The 15,049-nt window shown below is 74.4% G+C and carries 4 protein-coding genes; all 4 read left to right on the plus strand.

All coding sequences use genetic code 11. From position 1 onward, the window contains the following. The first annotated feature begins 33 nt into the window (after window positions 1-33). From DFQ13_RS27320 to DFQ13_RS27335, 4 genes are read left to right on the plus strand one after another with little or no spacing between them, the layout of a single operon-like run. Complete coding sequence (locus DFQ13_RS27320) at window positions 34-13,338, plus strand: non-ribosomal peptide synthetase (RefSeq protein ID WP_110081858.1); 13,305 nt, start codon at window positions 34-36, stop codon at window positions 13,336-13,338. Between the two features lie 55 nt (window positions 13,339-13,393). Then, entirely contained in the window at window positions 13,394-13,600 is a 207-nt protein-coding gene (locus DFQ13_RS27325) for an MbtH family protein (protein WP_035278156.1), read from the plus strand. A gap of 51 nt (window positions 13,601-13,651) precedes the next feature. Next, window positions 13,652-14,500, plus strand: coding sequence for a GNAT family N-acetyltransferase (locus tag DFQ13_RS35300; protein ID WP_110081859.1), 849 nt, complete (start codon window positions 13,652-13,654; stop codon window positions 14,498-14,500). A 5-nt stretch (window positions 14,501-14,505) separates the two neighbouring features. Further along, window positions 14,506-15,009 carry a GNAT family N-acetyltransferase gene (locus tag DFQ13_RS27335; protein ID WP_110081860.1) on the plus strand — a complete coding sequence of 168 codons (504 nt, stop codon included), beginning with the start codon at window positions 14,506-14,508 and terminating at the stop codon, window positions 15,007-15,009. Window positions 15,010-15,049 lie beyond the last annotated feature (40 nt).

Genomic DNA, 15,049 nt, shown 5'->3' on the forward strand with positions numbered 1-15,049 from the left:
AGGGTCCACCCACCACAGCCGAAGGAGTTGGCAATGATCCCGTTGTCCTACGCGCAGCGCAGGCTGTGGTTCGTGAACCGCCTGGAGGGGCCCAGTTCGTCCTACAACGTGCCGGTGGTGCTGCGGCTGACCGGCGCGCTGGACACCGGCGCGCTGGCCGCGGCACTTGCCGACGTGGTCGAGCGCCACGAGGTGCTGCGCACGGTCTACCCGGCGGTCGACGGCGAGCCGCTCCAGCGGGTGCTGCCCGCCACCGCGCCCGCCTTCACCGTCGAGGAGTGCTCCGCCGACGAGGCCACGGGGAGGGTGGCGGAGTTCGCCAACTCGACCTTCGACCTCGCGGCGGACCTCCCGGTGCGGGCCACCGCGTTCCGGGTCGCGGCCGAGGAGCACGTGCTGGTCGTGCTGCTGCACCACATCGCCGCCGACGGCTGGTCCATGGCCCCGCTGCTGCGGGACCTGGCCGAGGCCTACGCAGCCCGCCGCACCGGCACGGCCCCCGGGTGGGAACCGCTGCCGGTGCAGTACGCCGACTACGCGCTCTGGCAGCGGGACGTGTTGGAGTCCGAAGAGGACTCCGGGACGCTGGCGGAGGTCCAGTCCGCCTTCTGGCGGGACGCCCTCACCGGGGCACCCCCGGTGCTGGCCCTGCCCGCCGACCGGGTGCGCCCCGCGTCCCCCACCAGCCGGGGCGGCCGGGTCATCCACGCGCTCGACGCCGACCTGCACGCCGGTCTGCTCGGGTTGGCGCGTTCACACGGGGCGACCCTGTTCATGGCGTTGCAGGCCGGGCTCGCGGTCGCCCTGGACCGGCTGGGCGCGGGTCAGGACATCCCGATCGCCACCGCGGTCGCCGGTCGTGGGGACGAGGCGCTCGACGACCTGGTCGGGTTCTTCGTCAACACCCTGGTCACCCGCACCGACACCTCCGGCGACCCCACCTTCGCCGAGTTGCTCGGCCGGGTTCGGGAGGCCGACCTGGCCGTGTTCGAGCACCAGGAGTTGCCGTTCGACCTGGTCGTGGAGGCGCTGAACCCGGTGCGCTCGCTGGCCTGGCACCCGCTGGTGCAGGTGATGCTCACGTTGCAGAACAACGCCGCGGCCGTGGTGGACTTCCCCGGGCTGACCGCGGTGGAGGAACCGTCGCGGCTGGAATCGGTGAAGTTCGACCTGTCGGTGTCCTGCGCGGAGGCGTTCGGGCCGACCGGGGCGCCCGCCGGGGTCGAGCTGTGGTTCGAGTACGCGACGGACCTGTTCGACGAGTGGACCGTCGCCCTGGTGGCGGACGTGTTCGCCCGGGTGCTGCGGGCCATGGTGACCGCGCCGGGCACCCGGATCGGCGACGCCCGGGTGGTCACCGAGGAGGAGTACCTGCTGCTCGTCGCGGACCGCGCCGCCGTCCGGGCGGAGTCGGCGCGGCTCGTCGAGTCCCTGTCGGCGCCGGAGGCGGTGGTGGGGGAGCACGTCCTGACCCCGCGCCAGGAGATCCTCAGCGGCCTGTTCGCCGAGGCGCTCGGGCGGCCGGTCGCGGCCACCGACAACTTCTTCCGGCACGGCGGGCACTCGCTGCTCGCGGTGCGGCTGACCAGCCGGATTCGCGCCGTGCTCGGCGTGGAGGTCGGGGTGCGCGACCTGTTCCGGGCGCCGACCGTGCTCGGCCTGGACGCCCGGGTCGGCGAGCTGTCCGGCGCCCCGGTGCGCCCGGCACTGGTGCCCGCCGAGCGCCCCGAGGTGCTGCCGCTGTCCTACGCGCAGCGCCGACTGTGGTTCGTGGACCGGATGGAGGGCTCCGGCTCCTCGTACAACCTGCCGATGGTGCTGCGGCTCGGCGGGCCGGTGGACGCGGTGGCGCTGGAGTCGGCGCTGGCCGACCTGGTGGCCCGGCACGAGGTGCTGCGCACGCTCTACCCGGCCACCGACGGCGAGCCGTGCCAACTCGTGCTGCCCGAGGCGCGCCCCGAACTGGTGGTCGACGACTCCGCCGAGGTGGAGGCGTTCGCGAACCTGCCGTTCGACCTGGCCGGTGAGCTGCCGGTGCGGGCGCTGCTGACCGGTTCGACGCTCGTCCTGCTGCTGCACCACATCGCCGCCGACGGCTGGTCCTTGGCGCCGCTGCTGCGCGACCTGGCCACCGCCTACGACGCCCGCCGCTTCGGCGCCGCGCCGCGGTTCGCGCCGCTGCCGGTCCAGTACGCCGACTACACCCTCTGGCAGCGCGACCTGCTCGACCGGTCCGCCGCCACCGAGCTCGACTTCTGGCGGACCGCCCTCGACGGCGCCCCCACCGTGGTCCACCTCCCCACCGACCGCCCCCGCCCGCAGACCCCCACGCAGCGCGGCGCGGGCCTGGCGGTCACCCTCGACGCGCGGGCGCACGCCCGGCTGACCGCCGTGGCCGCCGAGTCCGGCGCGACCCTGTTCATGGCGTTGCAGGCGGGCCTGGGCCTGCTGCTGTCCCGGCTGGGCGCCGGTGCCGACGTCCCGATCGCCACCGCGGTCGCCGGGCGGTCCGACGACGCGCTGGACGAGCTGGTCGGGTTCTTCGTCAACACCCTGGTCATGCGCACCGACACCACCGGCAACCCGACCGTCGGGGAGCTGCTGGCCCGGGTCCGCGACGCCGACCTGGCCGCGTTCGACCACCAGGACCTGCCGTTCGACCTGCTCGTCGAGGGGCTCAACCCGGACCGCTCGCCGTCGTGGCACCCGCTGGTGCAGGTGATGCTGACCCTGCAGAACACCGCCAAGGCCGAACTGACCCTCGGTGGGCTGGCGGTCACCCTGGACCAGGCGCGGCTGACCGCCACCAAGTTCGACCTGACCATCTCCTGCACCGAGACCGGGTCCGGGCTGGCCGTCTGGTTCGAGTACGCCACCGACCTGTTCGACGCCGCGACCGTCGAGGCGTTCGCCGGGATCTACCTGCGCCTGCTGACCGCGATGGGCGACGCCCAGGCCCCGGTGGACGACCTGGTGCCGCTGACCGAGGCCGAGCGGTCGGCGTTCCGGAGGCGGGTGGCTGTGGAGCAGGCCGCCGAAGTCGCGGTCGCGGGATCGGTGTCGCCGCGGGCGGAGATCCTGTGCGGGCTCTTCGGCGAGGCGCTGGGCAGGCCGGTCGCCGCCACCGACAACTTCTTCAAGGTCGGCGGGCACTCGCTGCTCGCGGTCCGGCTGGTGGCCCGCATCCGCGCCGTGCTCGGGGTGGAGGTCGCGGTCCGGGACCTGTTCCGCGCACCCACCCCGGCCGGTCTCGACGCCAGGGTCGGCGAGCTGGCCGGGCTGCCGGTCCGCCCGGCGGTCGTGGCCGCCGAGCGCCCGGAGGTGCTGCCGCTGTCGTCGGCGCAGCGCCGCCTGTGGTTCGCCAACCGGATGGAGGGGCCGAGCACGTCGTACAACGTGCAGGTCGCCAAGCGGATCACCGGCCTGCTCGACCACGCCGCGCTCGCCGCCGCCCTCGGCGACGTCGTCGCCCGGCACGAGGCGCTGCGCACGGTGTACCCGGCCGTGGACGGCGAGCCGAGGCAGGTGCTCCTCGACGCCGCGCCGAGCCTGCTGGTGCGCGACTGCCCGGCCGTGGCCGTGCCCGCCGAGGTCGCCCGCGCGCTGACGCACACCTTCGACCTGGCCACCGAACTGCCCGTCCGCGCCTGGCTGTTCGCGGTCGGCCCGACCGAGCACGTGCTCGTCCTGCTGGTCCACCACATCGCCACCGACGGCTGGTCCACCGGCCCGCTGCTGCGCGACCTCGCCGACGCCTACACCGCCCGCCGCGCCGGGGGCGCTCCACAGTGGACTTCGCTGCCGGTGCAGTACGCCGACTACGCGCTCTGGCAGGCCGACCTGCTCGCCGACATCGGCCCCGGGCAGCTCGACTTCTGGCGGACCGCGCTCGACGGTGCCCCGGAGGTGCTGGCCCTGCCGCACGACCGGGTCCGCCCGGCCGCGCCGACCTTCCGCGGTGACACCGTCCCGTTCGCCCTCTCCGCCGAGACCCACGCCGGACTGCGCCGGATCGCCGCCGAAGCCGGGGCGACGCCGTTCATGGTGTTGCAGGCCGGGTTCGCGCTGCTGCTGTCGCGGCTGGGAGCGGGTACCGACGTGTCGATCGGCACCGTGGTGGCCGGGCGCACCGACGCCGCGCTGGACGAGGTCGTCGGCTTCTTCGTCAACACGCTGGTGCTGCGCACCGACGTGTCCGGCAACCCCGGCTTCGCCGACCTGGTCGCCCGGGTCCGCGACGCCGACCTGGCCGCCTTCGATCACCAGGACCTGCCGTTCGAGTCGCTGGTGGAGGCGCTCAACCCCACCCGCTCGCTGGCCTGGCACCCGCTGGTGCAGGTGCTGCTCCTGCTCAACGATGCCCCGGCGCCCGCGCCCTTCGCGGACCTGGCGGCGACCGACGTGCCGTTCACCACCGGCGCGGCCAAATTCGACCTGACCCTGGCCGTGCACGAGACCGCGCACGGCGTGGAAGGTGTGCTGGAGTACGCCACCGACCTGTTCGACCGCTCCACCGTGCTGCGGGTGGCCGACGCGCTGGCGCACCTGTTCGACCAGCTCGCCGCCGACCCCACCCGCCCGGTCGACCGGCTCGACGTGCTCACCCCGGGCCTGCGCGGGCAGGTCCTCGACGGGTGGAACCCGGCGCCGGTCTCCCTCGGCGAGGTCACGCTGGTCGACCTGGTCGAGCGGCACACCACCGGCGACGCGCTCGCCTTCGACGGCACCCGGGTCACCTACGCCGAGCTGAACGCCCGGGCGAACCGGCTGGCCCGGCACCTGCTCGCGCACGGTGTCCGGCGCGGTGACGTGGTCGGGGTGCTGCTGGAGCGCGGGGTCGAGTTCGCCGTGGCCGTCGTCGCGGTGGCCAAGGCGGGCGCGGGCTACACCGTGCTCGACCCCGACTTCCCCGACCAGCGGCTCGCCGTGGTCGTCGAGGACACCGGGGTCGGCGTGGTCGTCACCGACTCGACATCGGCCGCCCGGGTGTGCGTACCGACCCTCGACATCGCCCGGGTCCCGGCGCTGTCCGAGGCGAACCTGAACCTGCCGATCTCGCCCGACGACGTCGCCTGCGTCATGTTCACCTCCGGCTCCACCGGCCGCCCCAAGGGCGTGGTGGCATCGCACCGGGCGCTGGTCGGCAGCCTGCTCGGCCAGGACTACGCCACCTTCGGCCCCGACGAGGTGTTCCTCCAGTGCTCCCCGGTCTCCTGGGACGCTTTCTCGCTGGAGTTCTGGGGGGCGCTCGCCTTCGGCGGGCTGTGCGTGCTGCACCCCGGGCAGCGGCCCGAGCCCGCGGTGGTGGAGCGGCTGGTGGGCGAGCATGGGGTGACCATGCTCCAGTTGTCCTCCAGCCTGTTCAACTTCCTCGTCGACGAGACCCCGGCAGCGTTCGAGGGCGTGCGGATCGCCTTCACCGGCGGTGAGGCGGCCTCCGCCGTGCACGTCGCCCGGGTGCTCGCCCGGTTCCCGGACCTGGTGGTGGCCAACGGGTACGGCCCGGCGGAGTCGATGGGCTTCACCACGACGCACGTGGTGCCCGCCGACGTCGAAGGCTCGGTGCCGGTCGGGCGGGCCGTGGTCAACAAGCGCGCCTACGTGCTCGACGCCCACCTGCGGCCGGTCCTGCCCGGTGTCGTGGGCGAGGTGTACCTCGGCGGTGTCGGCCTGGCCCGTGGGTATGCCGGTCGGCCCGGTACGACGGCGGAGCGGTTCGTGGCTGATCCGCATGGGGAGCCCGGTGAGCGGATGTACCGCACGGGTGATTTTGCCCGGTGGACCGCTGACGGGGTGTTGGACTTCGTGGGTCGGGCGGATGACCAGGTGAAGATCCGGGGGTTCCGGGTCGAGCCCGGGGAGGTCGAGGCCGCGTTCGCCAAGCACGACGCCGTCGCCCAGGTCGCCGTGGTGGCCTGGAAGACCGAGGGGGAACCGGCGCGGCTGGTCGCCTACGTGGTTCCCCGGGCCGCGGTCTCCGGCCGCGACCTGCGCACCTGGGCGGCGGGCGCGCTGCCCGAGCACCTGGTGCCCGCGGCGGTCGTGCTGCTGGACCGGATGCCGATCACCAACAACGGCAAGCTCGACCGCGGGCAGTTGCCCACCCCCGAGTTCACCGCCACCGGCCGCGCCCCGCGCACCCCGCGCGAGGAAATCCTCTGCGGGCTCTACGCGGAGGTCCTGGGTCTGGCCGAGGTCGGCGCGGACGACGACTTCTTCGCCGTCGGCGGGCACTCGCTGCTCGCCGCCCGCCTGGTCAGCCGGGTCCGGGCCGCGCTCGGCGTCGAACTGGGCGTGCGCGACGTGTTCCGCACCCCGACCGTGGCCGACCTGGCCGCGCGGGTCGGTGAGCTGGCGGGCGCCCCGGTGCGCACCGCGCTGGTCCCGCAGCCGCGCCCGGACGTGCTGCCGCTGTCCGCCGCCCAGCGCCGCCTGTGGTTCCTGGCGGAGCTGGAGGGTTCCAGCCACTCCTACAACGTCTCCACCGTGCTGCGGCTGACCGGCGCGCTCGACGTGGCGGCGCTGACCGCCGCCGTCGGCGCGGTCGTCGCCCGGCACGAGGTGCTGCGAACGGTGTTCCCGTCGGTCGACGGCGAACCGATGCAGGTGGTGCTGCCGGTCGAGGAGGTCCGTCCGATCGTCACCGTCGCCGACTGCACGGACGTCGTGGCCGCGGTCGACGCCGCCACCGCGCACACCTTCGACCTGGCGGGGGAGATTCCGATCCGGGTGACGCTGCTGCGGGTCGCCCCGGCCGAGCACGTGCTCGTGGTGCTGCTGCACCACATCGCGGGCGACGGCTGGTCCACGGCCCCGCTGCTGCGCGACCTGGCCGCCGCGTACTCCGGCACCGCCGCCGACCTGCCGCCGCTGCCGGTGCAGTACGCCGACTACGCGCTCTGGCAGCGCGACCTGTTGACCGACCTCCAGCCCGCGCAGCTCGACTTCTGGCAGCGGGAGCTGGCGGGTGCCCCCGAGGTCCTGACCCTGCCGACCGACCGGCCCCGGCCCGCCGTGGCCTCGCACGCGGGCGACGTCGTGCCGTTCGCACTCGACGCCGACACCCACGCCCGGTTGCGGGCGCTGGCCTCCGAGACCGGCGCGACCGCGTTCATGGTCGTGCAGGCCGGGTTGGCGCTGCTGCTGTCGAAGCTCGGCGCGGGCACCGACGTCCCGATCGGCGCGGCCGTCGCCGGGCGGCTGGACGCGGCGCTCGACGAGCTGGTCGGGTTCTTCGTCAACACCCTGGTCCTGCGCACCGACGTGTCCGGCGACCCCACCTTCGCCGAGCTGGTCCGCCGGGTCCGCGACGCCGACCTGGCCGCCTACGAACACCAGGACCTGCCGTTCGACCAGCTCGTGGAAGCCCTCAACCCGACCCGCTCGACCGCGCACCACCCGCTGTTCCAGGTGATGCTGGTGTTGCAGAACAACGCTGCCGCGGACACCGGCCTCACCGGGCTGCGGGTCGCCGAGGAGGCGTCGCGGCCCGGGGTGGCCAAGTTCGACCTGACCCTCGCCGTGGCGGAGTCCGAGGCGGGCCTGACCGGCGGCATCGAGTACGCCACCGACCTGTTCGACCGGGCGACCGCGGAAATCCTGTCGGCCCGGCTGACCGCGCTGTTCGAGGCGGTGCTGTCCGCCCCGGGCCGCTCCGTCGCCGACGTGGACGTGCTCACCGACGCCGAGTGGGCCCGGATCGGTGAGTCGTCCGAGACCGGTGCGCCGGACCTGCGTGTCCACGAGGTCTTCGAACGGCGGGTCGACGACAACCCCGACGCCACCGCACTCGTCTTCGACGGGCGGAGCACCACCTACGCCGAACTGGACGCCGCCGCCAACCGGCTCGCCCGGCACCTGGCGGCGCGCGGTGCCCGGCGCGGACGGCTGGTCGGCGTGCTGCTCGACCGGGGGACCGACCTGGCCGTGGCGATGCTGGCGGTGCTCAAGACCGGCGCCGGGTACGTCCTGCTCGACCCGGAGTTCCCCGACGAGCGGCTGATCGCGATGGCCGCCGACGCCGACCTGGCGCTGCTGGTCACCGCCGCCGACCGGCTCGCCCTCGGCCTGCCCGCGATCGCCGTGGCCGACGCCGCGCACGAGGACCCCACCCGGCTCGGGGGCACCGGGGACCCGGGTGACGCCGCGAGCGTCATGTTCACCTCCGGCTCGTCCGGGCGCCCCAAGGGTTCGCTCGCCTCGCACCGCTCGCTCGTCGGCACGCTCACCGGCCAGGACTTCGTCGACTTCGGACCCGACCAGGTGTGGCTGCACGCCGCCCCGGTGTCCTGGGACGCGGGCGCCCTGGAGTTCTGGGGTGCGCTGCTCAACGGCGGCACCTGCGTGCTGCAACCCGGCCAGCGCCCGGAACCCGACCGCATCACCGACCTGGTCGCCGCGCACGGCATCACCACGCTGTGGCTGTCGGCCGGGCTGTTCGCGCTGGTGGTCGACGAGTACCCGGAGGTCTTCACCCGGGTCCGCGAGGTCGTGACCGGGGGCGACAAGCCGTCGCTGGACCACGTGGACCGGGCCCGCGCGCTGTTCCCCGACCTGCGGCTGGTGCACGGGTACGGGCCGGTGGAGAGCATGGTCTTCACCCACACCCAGCAGGTCACCGCGCAGACCGGCGGCAACCCGCTGCCGATCGGGCTGCCCATGGGCAACCGCCGCGCCTACGTCCTCGACGAGCGGCTGCGCCCGGTCCCGACCGGTGTGGTGGGCGAGCTGTACGTGGCGGGCACCGGCCTGGCCGACGGCTACCTGGGCCGGTCCGCGCTGTCGGCGGAGCGGTTCGTGGCCGACGCGCACGGCGGGCCCGGCGACCGGATGTACCGCACCGGCGACCTGGCCCGCTGGACCGGGGACGGGGTGGTCGAACTGCTCGGCCGCGCCGACGACCAGGTCAAGATCCGCGGCTTCCGGGTCGAGCCGGGCGAGGTCGAGGCCCTGCTCGCCACCCACCCCGACCTGGCCAGGGTCGCCGTCGTCGTCCGCGAGGACACCGCAGGCGACAAGCGCCTGGTCGCCTATTGCGTGCCCCGCTCCGACATCACCCCGGAGCGACTGCGGGCCGACGCCGCGCTGACCCTGCCCGACCACCTGGTCCCGGCCGCGTTCGTGCTGCTCGACGCGTTGCCGCTGACCGCCAACGGCAAGCTCGACCGCCGCGCCCTGCCCGCCCCCACCCACCAGGTGGATGGCCGGGCGGCCCGGACGCCGCGCGAGGAAGCGCTGTGCGGGCTGTTCGCCGAGGTGCTGGGGCTGCCCGCGCTCGGTGCGGACGACAGCTTCTTCGCCTCCGGTGGGCACTCGCTGCTCGCGGTCCGGCTGATCAGCCGCATCCGCACCACCCTCGGGGTGGACGTGGCGATCCGCGACCTGTTCCGCGCGCCGACCCCCGCGGGGCTGGCCGTCCGGGTCGGTGAGCTGTCCGGTGCCCCGGTGCGGCCCGCGCTGGTGCCGGTGGCCCGGCCGGACGTGCTGCCGCTGTCCGCGGCGCAGCGGCGGCTGTGGTTCCTCGCCGAGATGGAGGAGTCCAGCTCCTCCTACAACGTGCCGGTGGTGCTGCGCCTGCCCGGTTCGGTCGACGCCGACGCGCTGCGGGCGGCCCTCGGCGACGTCATCGCCCGGCACGAGGTGCTGCGGACGGTGTTCCCGTCGGTCGACGGCGAGCCGTTCCAGGTCGTGCTGCCGGTTGAGGAGGTCACGCCGGTGCTCTCGGTGTCCACACTGGAACCCGGGTGCGTGGACGCCGCGGTCGCGCACACCTTCGACCTGTCCGGGGAGATCCCGATCCGGGCGTGGCTGTTCGGCGACAGTGACTCGTCGGTGCTGGTGCTGCTGCTGCACCACGTGGCGGGCGACGGCTGGTCGATGGCGCCGCTGACCCGCGACCTGTCGACCGCCTACGCCGCCCGACTCGCCGGGGACGCGCCGCGGTGGGCGCCGCTGCCGGTGCAGTACGCCGACTACGCGCTCTGGCAACGGGACCTGCTCGACGGGGTCTCCGCCGCGCAGCTCGACTTCTGGCGCACCACCCTGGCCGACACGCCCCCGGTGCTGGAGCTGCCGACCGACCGGCCGCGCCCCGCGGTCGCCTCGCACCGCGGCGACGTCGTGCCGTTCGAGTTGGACGCCGACACCCACGCCCGGCTCGGCCGCGTCGCCGCGGGCCGCGGTGCCACGGTGTTCATGGTCTTGCAGGCCGGTTTGGCGGCGGTGCTGTCCCGGCTCGGGGCGGGCACCGACATCCCGATCGGCACCCCGGTGGCCGGGCGCCTGGACGAGGCGCTGGACGACCTGGTCGGCTTCTTCGTCAACACGCTGGTGCTGCGCACCGACGTGGCCGGGCAGCCGACGTTCGCCGAGCTGCTGGACCGGGTCCGCGACGCCGACCTGGCCGCCTACGAGCACCAAGACCTGCCGTTCGACGCGGTCGTGGAGGCGCTGAACCCGGCCCGGACCACCGCGCACCACCCGCTGTTCCAGGTGATGCTGGTGCTGCAGAACAACGCCGAGGCCGCCGACGCCGCGCTCGACGCGGTCGAGGAGCCGTTCGCCGCCACCGTGGCCAAGTTCGACCTGACGTTGGCGGTGCGGGAAACCCCGGGCGGCGGGGTGCGCGGCACGGTGGAGTACGCCACCGACCTCTACGACCGGGAGACCGTCGAACTGCTCGTGCGGCGGCTGGGGCTGCTGTTCGACGCGGTCGCCGCGGACCCGGACCTGCGGGTCGGCGAGGTGGACCTGCTGGTCGAGGGGGAGCGGGCGCGACTGGTCACCGGGTTCAACCGGGCCCCGGTCGAGGTCCCGGACGCCTGCGTGCACGACCTGGTCGCCGCCCGCGCCCAGGCCGCCCCGGACGAGGTGGCGGTGTGCGACGGGACCCGGTCGCTGACCTTCGGCGAGTTGGACGGGCTGGCCAACGCGCTGGCGCACCGGCTCATCGCCGACGGGGTCACCCCGGGGTCGGCCGTGGCGATCCGGATGGACCGCACCGCCGAGCTGCTGGTCGCCGTGCTCGGTGTGCTCAAGGCGGGCGCGGCGTACGTGCCGATCCCGGACGGGGTGCCCGAGGCGCGGCTGCGCACGATCATGGCCGAGACCGGCGCCTCGGTGCTGCTGGACGCACTCGGCGCCCTGAGCCCGGCTCCCGCTCCCGCGATCCCGGTCGGCGCGGATTCGCTGATGTACATCATGTTCACCTCCGGCTCCACCGGCCGCCCCAAGGGCGTCGGCGTGACCCACCGGAACGTGGTGCGGTTGGCGCACGACGAGTGCTGGGACCCGGACACCCACCGGCGGATGATGGTGCACTCGGCCTTCGGGTTCGACGCCTCCACCTACGAGATGTGGGTGCCGCTGCTGACCGGCGGGTCGCTCGTGGTCGCCGGGGGCGACGGTGCCGACCTGCGCCACCTGGCCACCGTCATCGCCGAGCGCGACGTCACCGCCGCCTACTTCACCGCGGGCCTGTTCGCGCTGATGGCCGAGGAGCACCTCGACGCGCTGGCCCGGCTGCGTGAGGTGTGGACCGGTGGGGACGTGGTCGCCCCGGCCACGCTGCAACGTGTGCTGTCGCACTGCCCGGACACCGTGGTCGTGCACAGCTACGGCCCCACCGAGACCACGTTCGCCTCCAGCCACCAGCGGTTCGGCACCGACACCCGCACGGTCGACAGCGTCCACTTGGGAATCCCGCTGGACAACAACCGGCTCTACGCCCTCGACGACCGGCTCCTCCCGGTCCCGCTGGGCGGTGTCGGTGAGCTGTACATCGCCGGTGAGCAGGTGGCCCGCGGGTACCTCGGGCAGCCGGGGCTGACCGCGCACCGGTTCGTCGCCGACCCGTTCGGCCCGGCCGGGGCGCGGATGTACCGCACCGGCGACCGGGTGGGCTGGTCGACCTCGGGGGAGCTGCGGTTCCTCGGCCGGGTCGACGGTCAGGTCAAGCTGCGCGGGTTCCGCGTCGAGATCGGTGAGATCGAGTCGGTGCTGGCGTCCTCGCCGCAGGTCGGCGGGGTGGTCGTGCTGGTCCGCGAGGACCGGCCCGGCGACAAGCGGATCGTCGCCTACGTGACCGCCGCCTCGTCCACCGTGGACGTCGACGGGCTGCGGGCGCTGGCGGCGGCCGCGCTGCCGGAGTACATGGTGCCCTCGGCGTTCGTGGTGCTCGACGAACTGCCGCTGACCCCCAACGGCAAGCCCGACCGGCGGGCACTGCCCGCCCCCGCGGTCTGCACCGGGGGCAGCCGGGCGCCCCGGACCCCGCGCGAGCGAATTCTGTGCGACCTGTTCGCCGAGGTCCTGGGGCTGGCGGAGGTCGGTGTCGACGACGCGTTCTTCGACCTGGGCGGGCACTCGCTCCTCGCGGTGCGGCTGGTCAGCCGCATCCGCGCCGCGCTGGGGGCCGAACTCGGGGTGCGCGACCTGTTCCGGGCGCCCACCCCGGCCGCGCTGGCCGCGCTGGCGGACGCGCCGCTCGCCGACGGGCGGGCCCTGGACACCCTGCTGCCGCTGCGCCGCGGCGGCACCGCCACCCCGCTGTTCTGCGTGCACCCCGGCATGGGGCTGGCCTGGCCGTACGCCGGGCTGACCCGGCACCTGGGGCCGGACCAGCCGATCTACGGCCTGCAGACCCGGGCCCTGACCAACCCCGACCACGTGGCCCGCTCGGTCCCCGAGATGGCCGCCGACTACCTGACCCTCATCCGCCGGGTCCAGCCGCACGGCCCGTACCGGCTGCTCGGCTGGTCCTTCGGCGGGGTCGTCGCCCACGAGATGGCGGCCCAGTTGCAGGAGGTCGGGGAGGACGTCGACCTGCTCGCCCTCCTCGACTCCTACCCGGCCCAGGCCCCGACCGGGTCCGCCGCCGGGGGCGTGCCCCTGGACCTCCCCGGCGCCCACACGGCCACGATCTCGGCCGCTCCCGCCGAGCTGACCGAGACCATCACCCCGGACGTCCTCGGCGCCCTCTTCGAGGACCCGGGTTCCATCACCGACACCGCCCCGGCGGCCCTGGCCACGGCCCTGCGCGACCGCGACCCGGTCCTGGCCGACTTCGACCACCGCGAGGTCACCACCCTCGTCCGCGCGGCGGCCACCCACACCGCCCTGCTCCGCGCCCACACCCCGCGCCTGGTCACCGGCGGCGCCCTGCTCTTCCGCGCCACCCGGGGCGACGGGCCCGCCCCCGACCGCTGGCACCCGCACCTGACCGGTGCCCTCACCGTCGTCGACGTCGACGCCACCCACCTCGGGTTGGCCGACCCGGCGCCGCTCACCACCATCGGCGAAACCCTCGCCGGGATCGTCCCCACCCAGCTCACCCGCTGAGCACCCGTTCGACCCACTGAAACCAGCCGAACACCGAGAACTGAAGGAGCACACCATGTCGAACCCCTTCGAGGACACCGACGCCACCTACCTCGTCCTGGTCAACGACGAGGGCCAGCACTCCCTGTGGCCGTCGTTCGTGACCGTCCCGGCTGGCTGGGCCACCGCCCTGCCGGAGTCCTCCCGCGACGAGTGCCTGGCCTACGTCGAGGCCAACTGGACCGACATGCGCCCCAAGAGCCTGGTCGCCCAGTACGCCTGAGGTCCGGAAAACCCCAGGACGCCCGCGGGCGTCCTGGGGTAGAACTCCACCATGCGCCCCTACACGGGACCGGCGGACCTGCGGTTGATGCAGGAGCTGGTCCAGCGGACCTGGTCGCACCGCAGCCAGTGGCACATCGGGGACCTGGCCTGGCAGCGCTTCCAACACCTGGGCCGCGAACCCGAGTGGCCGACCGCGCTGTGGGAGCGCGACGGGCGGGTGGTGGCGTGGGGGTGGCTGCACGCCCCGGGTTCGCTGTCGCTGCTGGTGGACCCGGAGGCGCCGGAGCTGGTGGCCGAGGTGCTGGCGTGGGCGGACCCGAGCGAGGTGGAGGTCCTCGACGGTGCCGAGCACGTGATCACCGGTCTCGTGGCGGGGGGTTTCCACCGGGTGGACGCCCCGTCCTTCCAGTACCTGGCCCGTTCCCTGGTGGAGCTGCCCGCCGCGGTGGCGCCGCCCGGGTTCACCCTGGCGCCGGTCGGGGACGTCGCCGCCAGGGTGGCCTGCCACCGCTCGGTCTGGCACCCGTCCCGGGTCACCGAGGACAGCTACCGGCAGGTGATGGCGGCCTGGCCCTACCGGGCCGAGCTCGACTGGACGGCCGTCGCGGCGGACGGCACCGTGGCCGCCCAGTGCCTGATCTGGCCGGACGAGGTGAACCGGGTCGGCGAGCTGGAGCCCGTGGGCACGGTCGCGCGGTACCGGCGCCTCGGCCTGGGGCGGGCGGTCTGCCTGGCCGCGTTGCACGCCCTGCGGGGCACCGGGGCCGTGGAGGCGGTGGTGTACCCGATCACGGACGAGGCGAAGGCGTTCTACCGGGACCTGGGATTCCGCGGCTATGCGGAAACCCGCACCTATCGGAAATCCAGTGGCGAGCAGGGCGGTCCGGAACGAGAGTGAGGGGTATGCGCATCCGAACCGCGGTGGCCGAGGACTGGCCGCACATCTGGCCGTTCATGCACGACATCGTTGCCGCGGGGGAGACCTACACCCTCGACCGCGACCTGACCGAGCCGGACGCCCGCGCGCTGTGGATGGCGCCGAGCCCGGCCCGGACCCTGGTCGCCGTGCACGGGGAGGCGGTGGTGGGCAGCGCCCGGTTCGCCCGCAACCACGGCGGTCCGGCCGCGCACATCGCCAACGCGAGCTTCCTGGTCGACCCGGCGCACGCCGGTCGGGGCATCGGGCGGGCGCTGGGGGAGCGGGTGCTGGTCGAGGCCGAGGCCGCGGGGTTCACCGCCATGCAGTTCAACGCCGTGGTGTCGACCAACACGGCCGCGGTCCGGTTGTGGACCTCGCTCGGGTTCGAGGTCATCGCCACGCTGCCCGGCGGGTACCACCACGCCACGGCGGGGCCGGTCGGCCTGCACATCATGTACCGGGAGCTGTGGGCCGGGCAGGCTGCCTGAATACTGCCGGTGCAACTACCGCCCGCGCCGGGGCGGCGAA

The organism is Actinokineospora spheciospongiae, assembly GCF_003182415.1.
GTDB classification, from domain to species: domain Bacteria; phylum Actinomycetota; class Actinomycetes; order Mycobacteriales; family Pseudonocardiaceae; genus Actinokineospora; species Actinokineospora spheciospongiae.